22 protein-coding genes and 1 other annotated feature are annotated in these 20,201 nt (G+C 46.0%); of the genes, 19 read left to right on the forward strand and 3 right to left on the reverse strand.

Going from position 1 to position 20,201, the window contains the following annotated elements; translation table 11 throughout:
• The first annotated feature begins 8 nt into the window (after nt 1–8).
• Both EIM92_RS14045 and EIM92_RS14050 read left to right on the forward strand, forming a co-directional pair.
• Nucleotides 9–725: a response regulator transcription factor gene (locus EIM92_RS14045; protein ID WP_125083182.1), complete on the forward strand. Its 717-nt coding sequence runs from the start codon at nt 9–11 to the stop codon at nt 723–725.
• Nucleotides 726–2,168, forward strand: coding sequence for an ATP-binding protein (locus tag EIM92_RS14050; protein ID WP_125083183.1), 1,443 nt, complete (start codon nt 726–728; stop codon nt 2,166–2,168). It abuts the gene before it with no gap.
• 174 nt (nt 2,169–2,342) lie between these two features.
• On the opposite strand, the gene serA is transcribed toward EIM92_RS14050, so the two are convergent.
• Nucleotides 2,343–3,932: a phosphoglycerate dehydrogenase gene (gene serA, locus EIM92_RS14055; protein ID WP_125083184.1), complete on the reverse strand. Its 1,590-nt coding sequence runs from the start codon at nt 3,930–3,932 to the stop codon at nt 2,343–2,345.
• 345 nt (nt 3,933–4,277) lie between these two features.
• Nucleotides 4,278–4,504, reverse strand: a binding site (T-box leader).
• Nucleotides 4,505–4,657: 153 nt separating this feature from the next.
• Entirely contained in the window at nt 4,658–5,566 is a 909-nt protein-coding gene (locus tag EIM92_RS14060; protein ID WP_125083185.1) for a hypothetical protein, read from the reverse strand.
• Nucleotides 5,567–5,681: 115 nt separating this feature from the next.
• On the opposite strand from EIM92_RS14060, the gene EIM92_RS14065 reads away from it, so the two are divergent.
• From EIM92_RS14065 to EIM92_RS14075, 3 genes are all read left to right on the forward strand, one after another.
• Complete coding sequence (locus tag EIM92_RS14065) at nt 5,682–6,275, forward strand: CPBP family intramembrane glutamic endopeptidase (protein ID WP_125083186.1); 594 nt, start codon at nt 5,682–5,684, stop codon at nt 6,273–6,275.
• Nucleotides 6,272–6,766 (forward strand): hypothetical protein, encoded by a 495-nt coding sequence (locus EIM92_RS14070; RefSeq protein ID WP_125083187.1) that lies wholly within the window; start codon nt 6,272–6,274, stop codon nt 6,764–6,766. The genes EIM92_RS14065 and EIM92_RS14070 overlap by 4 nt, the downstream gene beginning before the upstream one ends.
• Before the next feature lie 385 nt (nt 6,767–7,151).
• Nucleotides 7,152–7,568: a pyridoxamine 5'-phosphate oxidase family protein gene (locus EIM92_RS14075; RefSeq protein WP_125083188.1), complete on the forward strand. Its 417-nt coding sequence runs from the start codon at nt 7,152–7,154 to the stop codon at nt 7,566–7,568.
• Between the two features lie 88 nt (nt 7,569–7,656).
• On the opposite strand, the gene EIM92_RS14080 is transcribed toward EIM92_RS14075, so the two are convergent.
• Nucleotides 7,657–8,565, reverse strand: coding sequence for a polysaccharide deacetylase family protein (locus EIM92_RS14080; protein ID WP_484217430.1), 909 nt, complete (start codon nt 8,563–8,565; stop codon nt 7,657–7,659).
• A gap of 108 nt (nt 8,566–8,673) precedes the next feature.
• On the opposite strand from EIM92_RS14080, the gene EIM92_RS14085 reads away from it, so the two are divergent.
• From EIM92_RS14085 to EIM92_RS14150, 14 genes are all read left to right on the forward strand, one after another.
• Entirely contained in the window at nt 8,674–9,030 is a 357-nt protein-coding gene (locus EIM92_RS14085) for a hypothetical protein (protein ID WP_125083189.1), read from the forward strand.
• 189 nt (nt 9,031–9,219) lie between these two features.
• Entirely contained in the window at nt 9,220–9,837 is a 618-nt protein-coding gene (locus tag EIM92_RS14090) for a genetic competence negative regulator (protein WP_125083190.1), read from the forward strand.
• Between the two features lie 76 nt (nt 9,838–9,913).
• Nucleotides 9,914–10,624 (forward strand): glutamic-type intramembrane protease PrsW, encoded by a 711-nt coding sequence (prsW, locus tag EIM92_RS14095; protein ID WP_125083191.1) that lies wholly within the window; start codon nt 9,914–9,916, stop codon nt 10,622–10,624.
• A gap of 319 nt (nt 10,625–10,943) precedes the next feature.
• Nucleotides 10,944–12,311 carry a germination protein YpeB gene (ypeB, locus tag EIM92_RS14100; RefSeq protein WP_125083192.1) on the forward strand — a complete coding sequence of 456 codons (1,368 nt, stop codon included), beginning with the start codon at nt 10,944–10,946 and terminating at the stop codon, nt 12,309–12,311.
• Nucleotides 12,312–12,485: 174 nt separating this feature from the next.
• Nucleotides 12,486–13,139: a flagellar brake protein gene (locus EIM92_RS14105; RefSeq protein WP_125083193.1), complete on the forward strand. Its 654-nt coding sequence runs from the start codon at nt 12,486–12,488 to the stop codon at nt 13,137–13,139.
• Between the two features lie 84 nt (nt 13,140–13,223).
• Complete coding sequence (locus tag EIM92_RS14110) at nt 13,224–13,460, forward strand: hypothetical protein (protein ID WP_125083194.1); 237 nt, start codon at nt 13,224–13,226, stop codon at nt 13,458–13,460.
• 128 nt (nt 13,461–13,588) lie between these two features.
• The gene (gene cmk / locus EIM92_RS14115) at nt 13,589–14,293 is read left to right on the forward strand and encodes a (d)CMP kinase (RefSeq protein ID WP_211344373.1); all 705 of its coding nucleotides are present in this window, start codon (nt 13,589–13,591) and stop codon (nt 14,291–14,293) included.
• The gene (locus tag EIM92_RS14120) at nt 14,290–14,859 is read left to right on the forward strand and encodes a lysophospholipid acyltransferase family protein (protein WP_125085185.1); all 570 of its coding nucleotides are present in this window, start codon (nt 14,290–14,292) and stop codon (nt 14,857–14,859) included. Before cmk ends, EIM92_RS14120 begins: the two co-directional genes overlap by 4 nt.
• A gap of 129 nt (nt 14,860–14,988) precedes the next feature.
• Nucleotides 14,989–16,221 (forward strand): 30S ribosomal protein S1, encoded by a 1,233-nt coding sequence (rpsA, locus tag EIM92_RS14125; RefSeq protein WP_125083196.1) that lies wholly within the window; start codon nt 14,989–14,991, stop codon nt 16,219–16,221.
• A gap of 267 nt (nt 16,222–16,488) precedes the next feature.
• Nucleotides 16,489–17,811, forward strand: coding sequence for a ribosome biogenesis GTPase Der (gene der, locus EIM92_RS14130; protein ID WP_125083197.1), 1,323 nt, complete (start codon nt 16,489–16,491; stop codon nt 17,809–17,811).
• A gap of 12 nt (nt 17,812–17,823) precedes the next feature.
• Nucleotides 17,824–18,435, forward strand: a complete 612-nt coding sequence (plsY, locus tag EIM92_RS14135; protein ID WP_125083198.1) for a glycerol-3-phosphate 1-O-acyltransferase PlsY — start codon at nt 17,824–17,826, stop codon at nt 18,433–18,435.
• Nucleotides 18,428–19,465, forward strand: a complete 1,038-nt coding sequence (locus EIM92_RS14140) for an NAD(P)H-dependent glycerol-3-phosphate dehydrogenase (RefSeq protein WP_125083199.1) — start codon at nt 18,428–18,430, stop codon at nt 19,463–19,465. Before plsY ends, EIM92_RS14140 begins: the two co-directional genes overlap by 8 nt.
• A 100-nt stretch (nt 19,466–19,565) precedes the next feature.
• Entirely contained in the window at nt 19,566–19,838 is a 273-nt protein-coding gene (locus EIM92_RS14145; RefSeq protein ID WP_125083200.1) for a stage VI sporulation protein F, read from the forward strand.
• Nucleotides 19,839–19,974: 136 nt separating this feature from the next.
• Nucleotides 19,975–20,154 (forward strand): DUF2768 family protein, encoded by a 180-nt coding sequence (locus EIM92_RS14150; RefSeq protein ID WP_125083201.1) that lies wholly within the window; start codon nt 19,975–19,977, stop codon nt 20,152–20,154.
• The last annotated feature ends 47 nt before the right edge of the window (nt 20,155–20,201 follow it).

Consider the following 20,201-nt stretch of genomic DNA (forward strand, 5'->3'; position numbering starts at 1 on the left):
TGTTGTTCATGTCAGATCAAGAAAACCGCATTCTCGTAGTGGATGATGAAGAGCGTATTCGCCGTCTGCTCAAAATGTACTTAGAAAAAGAGGGCTATGAAATCGATGAAGCGGAAGATGGTGAGACCGCTCTCAAGAAAGCAACCTCCAATGATTATGGTTTAATTTTGCTAGACGTCATGCTGCCAGGAATCGACGGGGTCGAAGTATGCAGCCGTTTGCGCCAGGTTAAATCAACGCCGGTATTGATGTTAACGGCCAAAGGAGAAGAAATAAACCGGGTACAGGGATTTGAAGTGGGGGCAGATGATTATGTTGTCAAACCATTTAGTCCCCGTGAGGTGATATATCGCGTCAAAGCGATCATGAGGCGTGCTTCGGCTACTGCTTATTTAACCAAGGAGAATGGAACCAGCAATAATATCGTGTTCCCGCACCTTGTAATCGAGCATGATGCTCACCGGGTGACTGCAAGCGGGCAAGAGGTTAGCCTTACGCCAAAGGAGTACGAGCTGCTCCATTACTTGGCAACCTCTCCTGATAAGGTGTTCTCTCGCGAGGAATTGCTGAAGGATGTCTGGAATTACGAATTCTTTGGCGATTTGCGAACGGTGGATACCCACGTCAAGCGGTTGCGCGAGAAGCTGAACAAGGTATCGCCGGAATCGGCTGCCATGATTACTACCGTGTGGGGAGTCGGCTATAAGCTGGAGGTCGCGAAATAAGTGAGCTTCTGGAGAACGCTTGTAGGTAAGCTGTGGATTACGATTATCGGTCTCGTGGCCTTTGTATTAATGAGCATGGGATTATTTCTGTTGCCGTATATAGATACGAATTTCACCGATCCCGTAGCAGTTAAGAAGCTGTTTGTCATCGTTGCCATTATTGGCTTCTCGCTTACGACATTCTTTGCCTTGTTCCTCTTCACGAAGATTACGCAGCCGATGCAGAAGTTGATCGGCGCTGCGGACTCAATTCGTAAGGGGAAATACGACACTCGGCTCTCGTTGCAGACGAGTGATGAAATCGGTGAACTAGCGAATACATTTAATCATATGGCTGAGGAACTGGAGAATACTATCCGCAGCTTAAACCATGAAAAAGAACACCTGTCTAGCGTTTTAAGAAGCATGAATGATGCCGTGATTACATTAGATTGGGAAGGAGCCGTCATTCTGACTAATCCTCCAGGGGATAAGTTGTTATATTTATGGGGCGATTTGCCGGATGAAGAGAATGACGCTCTCCAGTTCAAGGTTCATGGCGAACGATCGATTGCGATCCCCAAGCCTTTGCTCCCGATGTTTCGAAAGGTACTCGATCAGGAAGGCGATCAGAGCGCCAATATTCACGTAAAGCAGAGCGTGTGGTCGGTGCATATGGCGCCGCTCTCGTCGGATGGCGAGATTAGAGGGGCGGTAGCCGTTCTCCGCGATGTGACGGAAGAAGTTCGTCTGGAGAAAATGCGGCGGGATTTCGTTGCCAATGTTTCGCATGAGATTCGGACTCCGCTATCGATGATGCAAGGATACAGCGAAGCATTGCTTGACGGCATGGCTGCTTCTCCGGAAGAGAGTCAGGAGTTGGTACAGGTCATACATGATGAATCACTGCGCATGGGACGCTTAGTGCGCGATTTGCTCGACCTGGCTCGTATGGAAGCAGGGCACACCGACATTGCGATGCATCAGGTTGACGTCAAGGAGCTCATTGAGCGGGTATATCGGAAATTCGCTGTGCGGGCAAAAGAGCACGATGTTCATCTGGAATTGGAGATGGGTACGGGTTCAATGATTGCGGAGGCGGCGAATGAAGATCGATTGGAGCAGGTATTGACCAACTTGCTGGACAACGCCTTTAGGCATACGCCAGAGGGACGTAGCGTCTATATCGCTGCAGCCAGCCAGCAAGGTAAGCAGGGGAAGGAATTGCATATCTCGATCCGAGATGAAGGCTCAGGCATTCCGACAGAGGATTTGCCATTTGTCTTTGAACGGTTTTACAAAGCGGATAAAGCCCGAGTTCGCGGTACAGCGGTGGGCACGGGACTTGGCTTAGCCATAGTAAAAAATATAATCGATGCGCATAACGGCACGATTCAGGTTCATAGCGGAGTAGGCAAAGGGGCGGATTTTCATATCGTGCTTCCTGTCGAAAAGGTACAATAAACGTAAAACATCCTTACTCGTAAGGATGTTTTTGTTGATTTCAGAAGATTAATCTTGTTCATCGTGGAACATCAGTCGAAGGATATACGATAAGCAAAAAAAGAGTTGCTTAGGGGTCGTAATCACACATACGCCTCGAAGCAACTCCTCTTCTAGATATTCAGTTTAGCGCTATTAACCAAATACGATTTGCTGAGCGCTGTTCAACTCTTGAAGACTTGTCAAATCATCAAGCACTTCCTTGGAAACAGTTTTATCCACAGTCAGTACCATGATTGCCTCGCCGCCAATAATTTTGCGTCCAACTTGCATTGAAGCAATATTAACGTCATTTTTGCCGAGCAAGGTGCCTACGCTGCCGACAATGCCTGGCTTATCATTGTGAGAGATAAAGATCAAGTTGCCTTCCGGAGCAATATCTACCGGGAACTTGTCGATCCGTACGATCCGGGCGCCGTACTCTTTTAGCAAAGTACCTGCGATGCGGCGATCCTGGCCGTCTTGTGTCTTCAAAGTAACGCTAATCCGGTTCGTAAAGCCTTTAGTAGCTGAGGATTGCGATACAACCACATCAATGTCGCGCACCTTGGCCAAATGCACCGAGTTGACGATGTTTACCTCGTTTCCGAAGTGACGGGACAATACCCCCTTGATAATGTAGCGTGTTAGTGGTTGAGTATCTACCTCTGCCAGATCGCCGGCATATTCCACATGGATTTCATGTACGGCCTGGTTGTTCAACTGGGCAGCAAACGTACCGATTTTCTCCCCAAGCTCAAAAAACGGTTGTAGCTTGTTCATAACACTTGTCGCGACCGGTGGCATATTAACCGCGTTCTTGAATGGCTCGTTGCGCAGAATGTGCAACACTTGCTCTGATACGTCGATCGCTACATTTTCCTGAGCCTCTACAGTCGATGCGCCCAAGTGTGGAGTAACGATAATTTTTGGATTGTGAAGGAATGGGTGATCCGCTGCCGGCGGCTCCTGCTCGAATACGTCGAAGGCTGCTCCAGCAACGATTCCTTGATCGATAGCTTCAATCAGCGCTTGTTCATCGACAACTCCGCCGCGAGCACAGTTAATGATCCGCATGCCTTTCTTCATCACTGCGAACTGAGGCTGGGAGATCATATGTCTTGTCTCAGGGGTCAGCGGTGTGTGAATTGTAATAAAGTCAGCGTTCCGCACGATTTCATCGATACTGGCAAGCTTCACGCCCAATTTCTCCGCGCGTTCCTCTGTCATAAACGGGTCATAGCCGAGAATGTCCATTCCGAAGGCTTTAGCGCGTTTGGCAACTTCACTGCCGATCCGGCCCATGCCGAGAACGCCCAATTTCTTATTGCGAAGCTCAACGCCGAGGAATTTGCGGTCCCAAATCCCTTGAATCGTCTTGCTGTAAGCTTGTGGAATGTGACGAGCCAGCGCCATCATCATCGCAAAAGCATGCTCGCAAGTTGTAATCGTGTTGCCATCAGGTGCGTTGATGACAATAATTCCACGTTTGGTTGCTGCATCGAGATTGATATTATCAACACCGACGCCAGCGCGACCGATGACTTTCAGATTGGTTGCGGCTTCCATGATTTTTTCAGTAACTTTCGTTTGGCTGCGAACAAGCAAAGCGTCATAGTCAGGAATAATTTGGATGAGCTCATCCTCCGATAGTCCCGTCTTTTTCTCTACTACAACATCGCTTGCGTCCATCAACTGCTGAATACCAAGGTCGCTGATGGGATCTGATACTAGTACTTTGTACATGATTTCTTTCCTCCTAAAAGTTTTGTATATAGCATTGCTTCTTCAGAAAGTCTTCGATACAAAACTTTCTTCGGAAGCATTCGCTTAAGTTTTGTATATAGCATTGCTTCTTTAGAAAGTTTTCGATACAAAACTTTCTTCGGAAGCATTCGCTTAAGTTTTGTATATAGCATTGCTTCTTCAGAAAGTCTTCGATACAAAACTTTCTTCGGAAGCATTCGCTTACGAAACAAATACTATGGCTCGATGCTGTTCCAATGCGTTAGAGAGACGCAGTGTCTGCTTTCAAATAAAGGGTGGTTTACAAAGCATAAAAAAACTCTCAATCCGCACACTACTTCCGTAGTAAGGGACGAGAGTTGTTCGTGGTACCACCCTAATTCGCTGCTTCCTCGCAGATGCAGCCTCAGTTGTCACAAGGACATGTTGATAACGGAGTTCCTCCGACTGCGCCTACTATATCGTTCAACGCAGTTACTCAGGATCGCTGGAGTTCTCATTCCACTACCGGTTTGCAGCACCACCGGCTCTCTGTAAGCTTCGCGATAACTCGTTTCCTTCATCGTGTTTTACAAATTCAATTTTTCATAATGTATCATGACCTGAAGTAAAGTGTCAATACCGTAAATCATGGTGACGGCAGAATCTTGAATAAGCTTGGTATTTTGGTTATGATTTTAGTGTTATCAAAATCCTATGGTTACCGATTATTTACAGGCAGCTGCCTATTGCTCGGTAAAGAAAGGGAGCTCAGGAATGGACTCGCTAGCATAGTAAGTTGATTTCCACCGTAAGAATTCCTTGCCCTGTACCGCTTCAGTATCCATAAGAACGTTGACGATGGATACTAGTGAATTCAGCTTCATCGAGCTCGCTTTGCCGCTATCGATCATTTGGTCAATTTTCGCTGTCATATCCTGAGGAAGGTAAGATACATAAAGATTACTGCTAGTCATTATGTCACTTACAATTTTGTTTTTTACCGCCAGCGGAAAGTTTGTCCATTCTTTGACAGTTATGTTGTCCCGGAAAGAAAAATCGGCAGGAATGGATTTATTGCTCTTGGAAGCCCATTTCATCATCGATGTGTAATATTTTTGCTGGGCTTTCAATCCGTATTTTTCAGCGTTTTTTGTAAATTCGTCGTTGGCTAGCGACTTAACAAGCTCAGCCCCGTTTTTACTTCCGATTTCAATTCGGTCGGCGCTTTCATCAAAGAGCTTCAGACTTTTCAAAACATCAGTTTGTGCATCTTTTAACAAGGGTGAAGACACTGTAATAGAATGCGATTGAATCTGATCATATTGTCTGCTAGCGGCTTCGCGGATTTCCTTCATAATACCGATTGATTTCAATCTGGAGTCACTGCGACTCAATTGATCAACAAGGTCGAAATAATCATCCTTGAATTGCTGGTACGGTTGAAATACCACGTAATAATAGGCGGCCAGATCCTGCTGCTCGTAGGAAGCTGTCGTCTCAAACCCGGAATGATTTGACAGGTGGGCGTATTTGGCCTCGGTCTGGTTAATTCCCATCTTAAAGCCCAGGAAAAAGGTTCCGAAGGCGGCGATTAAGGTAAATAGAAACCCGAGCATAAATAAAATTTCAAAGCGATAAGATTTTTTTTGCATTGTAAGAAACGCTCCTCTTTCAGTATTTTTTAGTCCGAGAGCACTAAGAAAACTTAGAATGCCTGCTAGGATTTTGTGTTTTAACTATAATAAAGGACAGGGTTTGACGAATACTATGAAAAAAAACAAGTTTGGCAAAATAAAAATTCAAAGAGTCGATCCCGGTCAGCTTAATGAGCGCTTATTATTAATTAATCTATACATTACTCAAGGACTTACTTTATTTATCGGTATTATCGTCCTGTTTTTTCAGAAGCGAAACCCGATCTCGGTACTCCAATTTCCAACAAATTATGAATTTTTGCTGTGGGGCTTCGGACTCGCAGCAGTAATGTTCGGTTTTGATTTCATATTGTCGCGTTTCGTGAAAGAGGAGAGCCTCGATGACGGGGGAATCAACGAGATGCTCTTCCGCAATCGTCCTGTTTGGCATATCGTTATCATTTGCGTTATCGTATCTATTTGCGAAGAATTATTGTTCCGAGGGGCGATTCAGCATGCAATTGGTCCTTATTGGACGAGCATTATTTTTGCGCTCATCCATATTCGTTATCTCAGGCATTGGATTCCGACAGGATGGGTTTTTCTAAGCAGCTATGCGCTGGGCTATATTTATATACAGGCGGGTACGTTATGGGCGCCGATTGTATGTCACTTCCTCATTGATTTCATATCGGGACTCGTCATTAAATATCGGAGGGGAAAATGAGTGAACGCTTGAGCAGGATGGAGCGGTATGGTAAGTACCGCAATCCGAAAGACAGACAACATCGATTCAGGGAGAATACCTGGAAGCATCCAGAGCACCAAATATCGAGCGAAGCTAAATCTAGAGTGCAAAGAAGTCGAGTAGTGGGATCGGAAGAGTCATTAAGAGCAAAGCAAAAATCGCAGAAACAGAATCGGGAGTTACCGTTTGATGTTTATACGGAGGGTGTAGCCAAGGCTGCAGCAGAAACTGCATTAAAGAATAAGCAGAGTGATGTTGGGATTTCTGTAAGCCGTCAAGCTCTAGAGGAAGCAGCGCCTACGCTATCAGTAGAGGAGCTGCCCTCAAGGCGGGAGGTATATCCGTCCCAACGGGTAAAGCTGACAAAATATTTTTTTAATACTTTGCTGTTCATCTTTATCGCCGTGATGGTAGCTTTGTTCTGGTGGGGCATTAGCGAATCTCCATGGGGACAGAACCATGGCATGTAAAAGAAGAATTTTGTCAAACGGTATTCAAATGTCATAGACTATGATGAATAATTTCAAAACTGGAACATGCCGATGAAGAGAATCCAACTCGGGGGCGTTCTCGCAAAGAGAACATGGAGATGTGATTCTGCACATACTGCACTAGCTTTCTAAGTTGACCGGCACCGCCCGTTACCGCGGAACCAAAGAGATTGAACGGCTGCAAGCCGTTCGATAAATTGGGTGGCACCGGAGCAGAGTGCTCCTCGTCCCAAAGGATGAGGGCGCTCTTTGTGCTTGTAGGGCAATTAACTAAGAACTCGATTAGGGGAAGGAGCGGTTCAACATTCTATAGATGGGTATTCTATGACATGATATCCATTAAATATAGAGGAGTGGTGCAGCTATGGATCAAGCAAAATTGGAGCAGGATATTATTAAGGCGATTGAGAGCAATAAGTTCGGCTCGTTGGGAACCGTAGAGAATGGCAAGCCGAAGGTGCGTTATATGGCAATTTTTAATGATGGACTGAACATCCATTTGGCAACTAATCGAAAGACGCATAAAGTGGAGGAATTGCAGAAGAATCCCAATATGAGCCTGTTGCTCGGTTATGAGCTCGGCGGGACAAAGGAGCTCGTTGAGATCGAGGGAACTTGTGATATCACAAAGAATGATCAGCTTAGACAGCAAGTTTGGAATGATGATCTGAAGCCTTGGTTTGATGGGCCGGACGATCCGAACTATGTGATTCTCGATGTGACTCCGTCGCGCATAGAGTATACGGCTCAAGGTTCCGAGCCGATGGTGTGGGAAGCGTAAACACATTATTATGATTAAGGGCATTCCGCGTTCGTATCGTCGTGGAATGCCCCTCTTTTAATTGCAACAATTATGTTAGTTAATGCGATTATTTGGAGTCAGCCGAATGCTCAGACTGAACGGATATTGTGTGTGGATCAACGAATCCATAGCCTTCTGCTTTGATCCTGGTGAGCAGCTCATCTAGAGCTTCTGCAGTCCAGGGCAGTTCATGCATGAGGATATTGCTGCCGGGATGAAGCTGTTCCATGACATTTTTGATGATGCCATCTGGCTTGTTCTTGAATTTTGTATCCCAGTCAAGCGAACCGTTAGACCAGGTCATGTAAATCATATCATTTTCTTCAACGATGCCATGGAGCGTGTCATTACCGGAACCGAAAGGCGGTCGAAAAAACCGGGGGCTCTCGCCGATAATTTCTTCGACAATCTGCTGCACATCCTCGACTTGCTTACGGGCGGTGTCTGCGGATTCCTTTTTCAAATCGATATGATCCCAGCTATGGTTACCAATAATTTGACCTCGATCATGAATGAGCTTAAGTAAATCTGGATTGCTCTTGACCCGGTAGCCATTTACGAAAAAAATCGCCTTTGCCTCGTGCTTTTCAAGGGTATCGAGCATTCCCTCCAGCATTGCCTTCTCTTTGGGACCATCGTCAAAAGTTAGCAACACGACTTTCTTCTCGATGCCTTCCGTATTTGGTACTACGCGATACACTTTGTTGATGTGATACTTATACTCTGGAATTACGGGGGCAGCAGGGGTGGAGACTTGCTGCTCCGCACCTCCGGTTGAAGATGGGGCATTTTCTCTGTTTAGCGCGCCCTCATTGCTTTGATCTGTTTCCAGCTCCTTTTGAACAGGAGGGATTACCTCGGAGGACTGGCTTGGGGTGATGTTTGAACCATTCTTCTTAGTGGATGAATGATCCGGGCCGCATGAGCTAAGAATAAGGCAGCAGGCTGCGATGAGCAGCACCTTCTTGTTGAGCAAATAATTCATCTCGCTTTCCGTGTTTCTTCCTGGATTTAATGCGCATGAGTTTGAAACAATACGCGAACACTACAAATGATTTTAACACAATCAAGGAGGTTTTTTTGGATGAAATCTGTCTCATTCTTATGTGGTGCATTGGTCGGAGCGGCGGCTGTTATTTGGTCGACGAAGAGAAACGGTACAAACATGGGCGGTAACAGCAGTAGCGGCATTATGAAACTGGCTGGCTTGTCGACGAGCTCCTCTGGCAAAGAAAGCGGGCAACAGCCTTCAAGCAAAGCAAGCTCTACTACAGCCAGTGAATCCAAGGTGTATCCCAGTTCTCCATCCTCGTCCACTTCGAGTCATTCGAAGGAATACAACATAAAGCAAATTACCGATTTTATCAAGGGAAATGCCGATGTGCGCAGAGAGGTTGAGCAAATTTTAAAAGAGACAAATTCAGTTATTCCCGGGCTATAATTCTTACCGATTTATGGATCATTTTCAGCTCCTTAGAGGTCGAGCAGAAAATGATTCTTTTTTTGTCTATTTTATTGCGTGCATTTAGGTAAGATAAATGATAACATACTTATCAAAGAACCATTTCCAGCACATATTACAGCAGGTTTCATAATCTGTTATAACAAGGCTTGGGGAGGAGGATCCTGTATGAGAATTGAAAGACTTGGCCAAGATAAGATACGGATTTTCCTCACGTTTGACGACCTTAGCGAACGCGGCATTCAGAAAGAGGACATGTGGCAGGAGATTCCCAAGGTTCATGACCTGTTCACTGAAATGATGGATCAGGCTTATAACGAAGTGGGATTTGACGCTACAGGCCCCTTGGCCGTTGAAGTTTTCGCGCTTCCTGCTCAAGGGATGGTCGTCATAGTGACGCGCGGTAAATACGATCACCATCATGGGATCGGATCGCATTATGAGGATGAATTACCGGATGAAGTCTATGAGATGGAAGTAACGCTGGAGCAGAGTGACACCATTCTATATTCCTTTGATGATTTTGAGGTATTGATTGAAGCTGCTCATGTTCTGCAACCTATGCTTACGGAATCTGGAAGACTATTTAAATATAATGGGAAATGGATTCTTCAGCTGGAGCCGGAAGATTTGGAAGAAGGCAGACATCCAGCAGTCATCGCGGTTCTCGCAGAATTTGGCGAGGCAACTTCTGTAACCTCAGCGATACTGGAGGAATACGGCAATAAGGTCATGTCCGAGAATGCGATTGGGGTTATTTGTAGTAACTTCAAACGTCAGGACTAGAACAAGTGCGGTACCCGATGTATCGAAATAGCCAAAGCTTGAATCGTTGTAAGTGGTCGATGAGGGGGGATTACCGTTGATTTTTTTCTCGATTGCGACCGCAGCGGTAGCCCCCGGAATCGCCTTGCTTACTTATTTCTATCTTAAGGACAAGTATGAAGCCGAACCGCTGCATATGGTCATAAAGGTTTTCTTACTCGGCTTTATGATCGTCTTGCCCGTTATGATTGTTCAAAGCGGCTTGATGCTTTGGCTGGGAGAAGGCTCGTTAGTAAATGCTTTTCTAGTTTCGGCCGGCGTAGAGGAAGCGTTTAAATGGTTTGTGCTGTTTCACATGATCTACAATCATACGGAGTTCGATGAACCCTATGACGGGATTCTATATGCCACGGCCATTTCGCTTGGCTTCGCCACCGTAGAGAATGTGATTTACTCTTTTGCACAACAGGCTACAGTAGGAACCTTGCTGATCCGGGCGTTACTGCCTGTTTCAGGGCATGCTATGTTTGGGGTTATGATGGGCTACTATATGGGGCGAGCTAAATTTTCTACGGGAAAAGATAGCCACAGGTTTCTTGCCTATTCGTTGTTACTACCCTTGTTCTATCATGGTCTTTACGACTGGATCTTGGATAATATTACCCACTATTGGATTTGGTATATTGTTCCTTTGATGGCGTTCTTATGGTATGGGGGAATCGGCAAAATGTATAGGGCTAACAAGAGATCACCCTTTCGGCGGCTGCTCAAGGACAGGGTTAACAATACAGAAAATGGGGCATCCTAATGACAGTTATCCATGGTTGATCAATCGTGGAACTGAAAGGGGTGTCTTTTTTTTGTGCGTGTAAAAGTGAAAATTACTTGTAAAACATGTGGTGAGCGATTTATTCTGCGGGGAAAAAAGGAACGTGGAGAAATTGAAACCGGCTTCAAACAATGTCTATGCGATAATCGTCATTTTTTCGACATTGAAGAGGATTTGACTTAATAATTCAGTCAACTAAGCCGCAGGCTATTTTTTTGAATGACTGTAACAAGTGAATAATCTTCCTTCCTTCTAGTCAAACTAATTTCAGTTCTCTGATGGAAGGAGTGTATATGATTTGTATAAACGTTTAAGTGCCATATTGTTTCCGATCGCTGCGGTTCTGCTAGTCGGATCTTTAATGTGGGGTTATCAAGAAAACCAAGAAAAGAATGCGATTCTTATTAAGGCGGAAAATCAGTATCAGCGAGCATTTCATAATCTGTCGTTTCATGTCGACAAGCTGCATGGAGAACTGGGGAATACACTTGCGGTGCATAGTGCTTCCACAGGGGCACAGCGTAAGGGCTTAGTGAACGTGTGGAGAATTACGAGTGAGGCGCAAAACGAAATCAACCAGCTGCCATTGACCTTGCTTCCATTCAACAAAACGGAGGAATTCTTGTCCCGCATCTCTAAATTCTCCTATCAGGCCGGAGTACGTGATTTGACCAAGCAGCCGTTAAGCGAGACAGAAATGAAGAATTTGAAGGAGCTATATAAGAGCTCGGCCCAAATTTCCAAGCAACTGGGGGAAGTACAGGATAAGGTTCTCTCCAAACGTCTTCGCTGGATGGATGTAGAGACAGCGCTCGCGAATCCGAACGATCCACAGGATAATACAATCATTGACGGCTTCAAGACGGTTGATAAGAAAGTTGGGGAATATCCGGAGCTGGACTGGGGCCCGTCCGTCGCAAGCATTTATAACAAACGGTCTGTTAAGAAGCTCGGAGGACATCCCGTAACTGTAAATGATATTAAGAATAAAGCGGCCAGGTTCGCCGGAGTGCAATCCCCGCAAAATATTAAGGTAACCGAGAATGGCAAGGGGACAGAGTGGTCATCCTATACCGCCAAAGTCCAAGGAAACGATCAGTCTGAATCAGTTACGCTGGATTTCACGCGCAATGGCGGCCATCTGATTAACTATTGGAGCGATCGACATATCGGGCCTAAGGCAATCTCTCAAGGTGCGGCGAGAGCAAGAGCGGATCAGTTTCTTAAAAATAAGGGCTATAATGACTTAACGCCGGTGACTTACGACGAGTATGATAATATCGGCAGTTTCACTTTTGTTAGGAAAGATGGAGATGTGCTGATTTACCCAGAGAAAATCTCAGTAAGGGTTGCCTTGGATAACGGTTCCGTTATCGGAATGCAAGCAAGTGATTATGTCTATGAGCATCAAGACGGGATAGAGCGAAAGATGTCTAAGCCCAAGCTTTCGGTCGAGCAGGCTCGCAAATACTTGAATCCGGAATATAAGGAACAATATCATCGTCTTGCGTTAATTGAAAACGATTTGGCTGAAAAAGTGATGACCTATGAATTCGGAGGAGCTATTAACGGCTCGCGGTATCGAATTTACCTTAATGCCGATAATGGGAACGAAGAAGTCGTTGAGCAAATTCGCGATGGCCATGCGAATAGAAATTCAATGTAATATTGCGGTGGCTCAGCAGTTTAGTTAAGTATCAGAGAGACGGATTAGGATGGACGATTCTAATTCGTCTTTTTTGTCATTTTATTCTCTATATTATTTTATTACTCCAATAGACCTATGCCGTGTTATAATCTTATGGTAATAATTATATGATAAGCAAGGTGGTGCAAGATCTTGTTTCCTAGTGTAAATGACCTGTTATATATTCAGGTCGCATCGGTAGATGGTGAGAATACGGATAAGGAATATAAGTCACGTATTGCCGATGTTGAAGACGACACACTCCTGATTGAGATACCGATTGAAAGCGGCAGCGGGCGAATGAGACGGCTGTATATAGGAGATGAGCTGTCGATCTATTTTTTGACCGACCAAGGAATTAAGCATTATTTTAATACATATGTTCTTGGTTTCGCTGATGATATCGTTCAGCTTGTAAGGATTAGAAGGCCTGAACCGGAGATGATTACGAAGGTTCAACGTCGGGATTTTCTGCGAGTTGTGGCCAAGCTGGATCTAGCAGTTAAGCTAAAGGACGGCACTCGTTTCGTTGCTTTGACGGAGGATGTCGGCGGTGGAGGAGTATCTCTCCTCGCGGACAATAAATACGGTTTATCCGAAGGGGAGCAATTATATTGCTGGCTCCTGCTGACATATAAGAATGGTTCCATTGAGCATGTTCCTTTTGAAGCTGAGATCGTGCGTACGAAGAAGCAAGAGACAGGTCGGACTATGCTGATGCTGAAATTTGTCAGTATTTCGGACATGGAGAGGCAAAAGCTAATCCGTTATTGCTTTGAACGGCAATTCGACTTCAAAAATCGCTAAGTATTGAGATGCAAAGCTGCAGATTGCGATTGACTCCCTTCTACTTTGGATAAGATAAAATTATCCAGGAGGGGAGGGAACTTGATGTCGATAGATCAGGATGAGAAGGATTCGACAAATGAGACTGAGGCAGAGGAGTACACCGAGCTGTTTTTAATGTTTAGCAATTGGATGGAGTCGTTGCTTCTCAAGGCTTTAGTCCTCACCATAGCAGGGCTATGCCTTTTTCAAATCTTACTTCGTATGCCTGCGTTGAGAGGCTATATCGCCTCAACGGATCGATTCGAAGGAGTGGCCATCGATCGTCCAGAAGGGCGATAGTGTGGATGGAAAGCAGATGGTCAACGTTTCGATCTTTTGCATCCAACCACGTTGTGTGGTATAATTTTCACGTCGCAGGCAATGCCTGCTTTTTTATTGAGACCGTGTTTTTTGAGGAGGCGTCCCTGTTGGCAAGGACAACGTCATCACATAATGGCAAGATCAACATCGCGATCGACGGACCTGCCGGTGCGGGCAAGAGTACGATTGCCCGGATGGTTGCAAACATGTTGTCATACGTCTATGTTGATACTGGTGCAATGTACCGAGCGGCAACCTGGTATTTGAAAAATCGTGGAATTGAGCCTGAAGAAGTGAATGAAGTGCTTCATACGGTACAAAATTTGGGTATTGAATTAATACCGGGAGAAGACGGACAGCAAGTCCATGTGAATGGGCAAGATGTGACCGCTGAAATCCGCTCGCTTACGGTTAGTTCCCAAGTATCCCGATATGCGCAAATCGAGGGGCTGCGGACCTGGCTTGTGTCTCTTCAGCGGCAAATGGCGCTTCGCAAAGGCGTGGTCATGGATGGACGAGATATCGGTACGACGGTGCTTCCGGATGCTGAAGTGAAAATTTACATGACGGCAACCGTAGAGGAACGCGCTCGTCGTAGATTTAATGAAATGCAAGAACAGCAAGGCATTACGTTGGAAATGATCGCTCGCGATATCGCCGAACGTGATCGGCTGGATCAAGAGAGGGAAGTATCCCCCCTTCGACAGGCCGAGGATGCCATATTGCTCGATACGACGCATTTGACGCCGCAAGAAGTGGCAAACCGTATCGTGTCATTAAGCAGAACTTATTGGGAGAGAGAACAGGAATGATTTATAGCTTTTGCCGTGGTGCATTATTATTGATTTATAAAGCGCTATTCCGTTTGGAGGGGAAGGGGCTTGAGCATATCCCCAAAGAGGGCGGCGTATTACTCTGTTCCAACCATATAAGTTTGCTGGATCCGCCGACGATAGGTGTTCTCTTGAAACGGAAAGTGCATTTCATGGCCAAGAAGGAATTGTTCGACATTTTCGGATTTGGCTGGCTAATTACACAATTAGGCGCGTTTCCTGTCAAAAGAGGTGGCGTTAGCAAGGAGTCAATCAAGACCGCGTTAACCATTCTGCGGACAGGGAAGGTCATGGGGATTTTCCCGGAAGGCTCTCGTGCAGGCGGTATGGGAAAGAAAGGAGCGGCTACCTTCGCGCTTCGCAGCGATGCTGCCATTATTCCTGTAGCCATTGTTGGCAATTATAAGTTATTTAAAAAAATGAAAGTTGTTTACGGAGCTCCAATCGATATTTCGGAGTTCAAGGAGGGCTCGGTTCCTGACGCCGCAGAGCGGGTAACGGAAATCATTATGGCCCGTATTGCTGAGCTTAAGGCTCAGGGTTAGAAGGGCTGGACAAGAGCTTAACATGCATGAAGGCAGGAGGCTTTTGGAAAGCTATCAACATCAAATTGTTTTGAACTTGCTTCAAGCGGGTTTAAATAAATGGGTTGCTGAATTGAGGAGGGTATTGACATGTCGGAAGAAATCAAGAATCAAGAAGCTACTGAGGTGGCGAACCAGGATGAACTGGAACAAATCGTATCCTTGAAAAAAGGGGACACCGTTAAAGGAACGATCGTCAAAATCGAGGACAACCAGGCTTATGTGAGCATTGGATATAAATATGACGGCGTTATTCCTATTCGTGAATTGTCCTCTGTACATTTGGACAGCGCTTCGGATGCCGTTGAAGTAGGCCAAGAAGTAGAGACTAAGGTCGTCAGCATTGACGATGAGAAAGAGCGTCTTGTGCTATCCAAACGTGCAATTGATAGCGAAAATGCGTGGGAAGAGCTGCAAAAACGCTTTGAAAGCCAAGAGACTTTCGAAGTAATTGTTGCCGATGTCGTAAAAGGCGGAATCGTAGCCGACGTTGGCGTACGCGGTTTTATCCCTGCATCGATGGTTGAGCGCCATTATGTAGAGGATTTCAGTGATTATAAAGGTCGTACGCTTCGCGTAAAAGTGAAGGAAATCGATCCTGAGAACAACAAAGTGATTTTGTCACAAAAAGACGTTCTCGATGAAGAGTTTGAAGCGAATAAGCTCAAAGTGATGAGCGAGCTGCAGGAAGGCCAAGTAATCGAAGGTACGGTACAGCGCCTGACTCAATTCGGTGCTTTCGTGGATGTAGGCGGCGTAGATGGGCTTGTTCACGTATCCGAAATTGCTTGGACTCATGTTGATAAGCCATCCGATGTGCTTTCCGAAGGAGAGCAAGTGAAGGTAAAGGTTCTTAAAGTAGATCCTGAGAAAGGCAAAATCAGCCTGAGCATCAAGGCAGCAACACCAGGGCCTTGGGATACGGCTGCAGAGCAATTTAAGACGGGAGATATCGTGAGTGGAGAAGTGAAGCGTCTTGTCAACTTCGGTGCTTTTGTCGAAATTGCGCCTGGAGTAGAAGGACTTGTTCATATCTCACAAATTTCCCACAAACATATCGGTACACCACATGAAGTATTGAAAGAGGGAGAAACGGTTCAAGTTAAAATTCTGGATGTCAACATTGCAGAACAGCGGATCAGCCTGAGCATCAAGGAAACTGAAGAAGCTCCTGCTGTTCAACCGAAGAGTGAGAAGCCGTCCAGAGGCAGCAGTGTTAGAAAAGAAGACTTGAACGATAATCCTAATGTTTCGCTGAACAATCAAGGACTGAGCGTTACTCTTGGCGAACGGTTTGGTGACAAGTTGAGCAAGTGGAAATAGACGGGATTTAGCAGGCATAAAAATCGGCGGCCCCCTAACACGGGTTCGCCGATTTTGTTTTTTTGCCTATGGTTCCTCGGGAGTAAAGAAACCTAGGACGGCTATAATAAATATGTTTACATTTCCGTAATATGGGCAAAATGTACGCTGAAAATGAGCAATGAAACGTTAGCCAATTAATGCTTTTTTTGCTATGATGATAATCGTGAATCATGGACCAGGAGATCAATTTCGTTTAAATATAGGAACAATATAGGAGGTATCCGTATGGCAAGACCCGTTGTGGCTATCGTAGGAAGGCCGAATGTGGGAAAATCCACGATTTTTAACCGAATCATCGGCGACAGGCTCGCGATCGTGGAAGATAAGCCCGGTATTACCCGTGATCGTATTTATGGTGTAGGGGAATGGAACGGGAAGCCGTTTAGTATTATCGATACGGGTGGAATCGAGCTGGGTGATGATGAACCCATTTTGAAGTCGATTCGCATGCAGGCTGAACTGGCGATTGAAGAAGCGGACGTCATTGTTTTCATGTGCGATGCCAAGGCCGGAGTAACGAGCTCTGATGAAGAAGTCGCCAATCTGCTCTATCGCTGCGGTAAGCCGGTTATAGTAGCCGTGAACAAGGTGGATAACATCGGACGAAGCGATCATATTTATGAATTTTACAATTTGGGCTTCGGAGATCCGATAGGCATTTCAGGCAGTCACGGTACCGGTATCGGCGATTTGCTCGATGCGATTGCAGAGAATTTGCCTGAGCAGACAGACGACGAATATGATGAGGATGTCATTCGTGTAGCCTTAATTGGCCGGCCGAACGTTGGAAAATCATCGCTCATTAACGCGATTCTTGGGGAGGAGCGGGTTATTGTCAGCGATGTAGCCGGAACGACCCGCGACGCGATCGATACGCCGTTCGAGAAGGATGGCCAGCGGTATGTGCTCATTGATACAGCAGGTATGCGCAAACGTGGCAAAGTCTATGAGACAACGGAGAAATACAGCGTCATGCGTGCGATGAAAGCGATTGAGCGCGCGGACGTCGTACTTGTATTGATCAATGGGGAAGAAGGCATTATTGAGCAGGACAAGCATATTGCCGGTTATGCTTTTGAAGCGGGCAAGGCATCTGTGTTTGTCGTAAATAAATGGGATGTCGTCGAGAAGGATGATAAGACGATGCAGCAATTCGAACAGAAAATCCGGGATCACTTCCTCTTTATGACCTATGCGCCGATCGTCTTTTTGTCCGCGAAGACCAAGCAGCGCTTGCACAGATTGCTGCCTGTCGTTCAGCATGTCGCGGATCAGCACGCGAAGAGAGTACAGACCCATTTGCTGAATGATGTCATTTCCGATGCAACTGCCATTAATCCGCCGCCAACGGATAAAGGCAAAAGGCTGCGGATTAATTATGCTACACAGGTGTCTGTTAAACCGCCGACGATCGTCGTATTCGTAAACGATCCTGAGCTGATGCATTTTTCCTATGAACGTTATTTGGAGAATAGAATCAGAGCGGCTTTTGATTTTGAAGGCACTCCAATTCGGCTGTTTACCCGCCGGAAGTCTGATGAAGGTTAGGAGAGGGAGAATGTGACATTACCCGTGATTGCAGTAATTTTCAGTTATTTGTTGGGATCGGTCAGCTTCAGTGTTGTGCTGGCGAAGTCCTTGAGAGGAATTGATATCCGTCAGCACGGAAGCGGAAATGCTGGAGCGACCAACACACTGAGAGTGCTCGGCAAGGGGCCGGCGATCATGGTGCTAGCTCTTGATGTACTGAAGGGGATAGCAGCAGTCTGGATCGGCAGATGGCTCGGGGGGGATTATGTGTGGGTTCCACTCCTGTGCGGACTTGCTGCCATCGTGGGCCACAATTGGCCCGTCTATTTCCGCTTTCGCGGGGGCAAGGGGATTGCCACGACGATTGGCGTCATGGCTTCCTTGTTCTTCTTCCCTGCGCTCTACGCAGGAATTATAGCTATTTTATCTATTGTATTTACGAGATATGTTTCTCTCGGTTCTTTGTTGTTTGTTCTTTTGACTCCTCTATTTCTTGTGTTCTCCGGGCAAATAGGTCCTTATTTGTGGACAAGCCTCATTATTTTCGTCTTTGCATTTTGGCGACATCGTACGAATATTGTGAAGCTGGTTCAAGGTAAAGAGAATAAACTAGGCTCCAAGGGAGGTAAACGAGTTGTCTGAGAAAGCGGCCGTATTAGTGGCAGGAAGCTGGGGAACTGCATTAGCCAGCGTTCTAGCTGATAAAATGGATGTGATGATCTGGACTCGTAACGAGGCGCAAAAGGATGAGATTAACGAAGAGCACCGTAATGAACGGTTTTTACCGGGGGTCGAATTGTCGCCGCGCATCGTTGCTACCACGGATATGGGGGAGGCAGTCGCAGGTGCGAAGGCGGTAGTTATCGTTGCGCCTTCCTCAGCGATGCGGGAAGTGGCTCGGTCGCTGAAGGCGTATTGGAACGAAGAAATGACGATCGTGCATGCCACCAAGGGCTTCGAGACGGAGAGCCTCAAACGCATGTCGGTTGTCATTGCCGAGGAACTGGGCTGTGAGGAAGGACGGATCGTCGTTCTATCCGGGCCGAGTCACGCCGAAGAAGTCGTCAAACGCTGCCCAACGACAGTTGTCGTCGCATCTCTAGTTGAGGAGCAGGCACAACGAGCCCAGGATTTGTTTATGAATTCGTATTTTAGGGTGTACACGAATCGGGATATGGTTGGGGTAGAACTTGCGGGTGCGCTCAAAAATATTATTGCCCTTGGGGCTGGCATGTCCGATGGGCTAGGCTATGGCGATAATGCCAAAGCAGCGCTGCTTACGCGCGGGCTTGCGGAGATTACCCGAATCGGGGTAGAAATGGGAGCGAATCCACTCACTTTTGCTGGATTAGCTGGAGTTGGTGATCTAGTCGTGACGGCGACTAGCCGCCATAGCCGCAATTGGCGTGCAGGCTATATGCTTGGTGAAGGGAAATCACTAGATACGGTTCTGAGCTCTATGGGTATGGTTGTAGAAGGAATTCGGACAACGAAGGCAGCGCGTACGATCTCGGAGAAATACCAGGTACAGATGCCAATCGCTCAGCAGTTGTATCACGTTCTGTTTGACGGCATTGAACCGAGGGTCGCTGTGGAGGCTTTAATGGGACGAGATCGGAAGACAGAGATGGAAGTCATGTCATTGGAAACTTGGGAGCAGTGGCATAATTAAGGTTTAGGAATGGGTATTCTCAGGAAGCTCAGCTAAGGATGCACACCTTTTTCGCTTTATTCTCATACAATGTGGGAGAGGAAGGCGAAGGGGGGAGAACATGAGTAAAATTTCCAAAGAGGCCCTGAACGCGATTAACAAAAAAACCGGCAAGCATATTTCCGAAGGTTCTGTAAAAAAGCTGGCGGGCTCAGTGAAGCCATCTACTTTGCAAAGCGAAGCAGAGCTGAGAAAGCTGATTAAACAGGTATCTGCCATGGCTAAAGTACCTGTATCGGAAAATACGATATCGGAAATTATCGGAGCCGTAAAGAAGAGCGGCATGAATCCGAATAATATGGAAGCTCTAATGAAATTAATGCTGAAGAAGTAAGTAAAGGGGCACCGATGAGGTGCTTCTTTTATTTTTCATTAAATGACCGGTATTGCTTCGTTCTGCGTAGCCTGTTTAGATTCAAGATGCTATAATATTCATCATATCAATTATGGTCAATGGGAGAGTTACATTCATGGATGCAATGACGAAGATGTGGTTATCGATTGCAGCAATTCTCGTGATGGGTGTGTCTGTATTTCTGGTAACCTTTGCTCGCACTAAAACGAAGGGCTTAGTGAAAGGCATCTTATCCTTGCTCGCTTTCATTATTATGCTGATTGGTTTTCTAATGGGGCTTGTATCGATAATCTAACAGTTGGTCGGTAAGGACCTACAATGGAAATCCAAGTACAACGGAGC

The sequence above is a fragment of the Paenibacillus lentus genome (assembly GCF_003931855.1).
Classification (GTDB): Bacteria; Bacillota; Bacilli; order Paenibacillales; family Paenibacillaceae; genus Fontibacillus; species Fontibacillus lentus.

Excerpts from the sequence above, each read along its gene's own strand:
- EIM92_RS14045 (WP_125083182.1), top strand. The coding sequence starts at position 9 with ATGTCAGATCAAGAAAACCGCATTCTCGTAGTGGATGATGAAGAGCGT.
- serA (WP_125083184.1), bottom strand. The coding sequence starts at position 3,932 with ATGTACAAAGTACTAGTATCAGATCCCATCAGCGACCTTGGTATTCAG.
- EIM92_RS14060 (WP_125083185.1), bottom strand. The coding sequence starts at position 5,566 with ATGCAAAAAAAATCTTATCGCTTTGAAATTTTATTTATGCTCGGGTTT.
- EIM92_RS14065 (WP_125083186.1), top strand. The coding sequence starts at position 5,682 with ATGAAAAAAAACAAGTTTGGCAAAATAAAAATTCAAAGAGTCGATCCC.
- EIM92_RS14070 (WP_125083187.1), top strand. The coding sequence starts at position 6,272 with ATGAGTGAACGCTTGAGCAGGATGGAGCGGTATGGTAAGTACCGCAAT.
- EIM92_RS14075 (WP_125083188.1), top strand. The coding sequence starts at position 7,152 with ATGGATCAAGCAAAATTGGAGCAGGATATTATTAAGGCGATTGAGAGC.
- EIM92_RS14085 (WP_125083189.1), top strand. The coding sequence starts at position 8,674 with ATGAAATCTGTCTCATTCTTATGTGGTGCATTGGTCGGAGCGGCGGCT.
- EIM92_RS14090 (WP_125083190.1), top strand. The coding sequence starts at position 9,220 with ATGAGAATTGAAAGACTTGGCCAAGATAAGATACGGATTTTCCTCACG.
- EIM92_RS14110 (WP_125083194.1), top strand. The coding sequence starts at position 13,224 with ATGTCGATAGATCAGGATGAGAAGGATTCGACAAATGAGACTGAGGCA.
- EIM92_RS14120 (WP_125085185.1), top strand. The coding sequence starts at position 14,290 with ATGATTTATAGCTTTTGCCGTGGTGCATTATTATTGATTTATAAAGCG.
- rpsA (WP_125083196.1), top strand. The coding sequence starts at position 14,989 with ATGTCGGAAGAAATCAAGAATCAAGAAGCTACTGAGGTGGCGAACCAG.
- der (WP_125083197.1), top strand. The coding sequence starts at position 16,489 with ATGGCAAGACCCGTTGTGGCTATCGTAGGAAGGCCGAATGTGGGAAAA.
- EIM92_RS14145 (WP_125083200.1), top strand. The coding sequence starts at position 19,566 with ATGAGTAAAATTTCCAAAGAGGCCCTGAACGCGATTAACAAAAAAACC.
- EIM92_RS14150 (WP_125083201.1), top strand. The coding sequence starts at position 19,975 with ATGGATGCAATGACGAAGATGTGGTTATCGATTGCAGCAATTCTCGTG.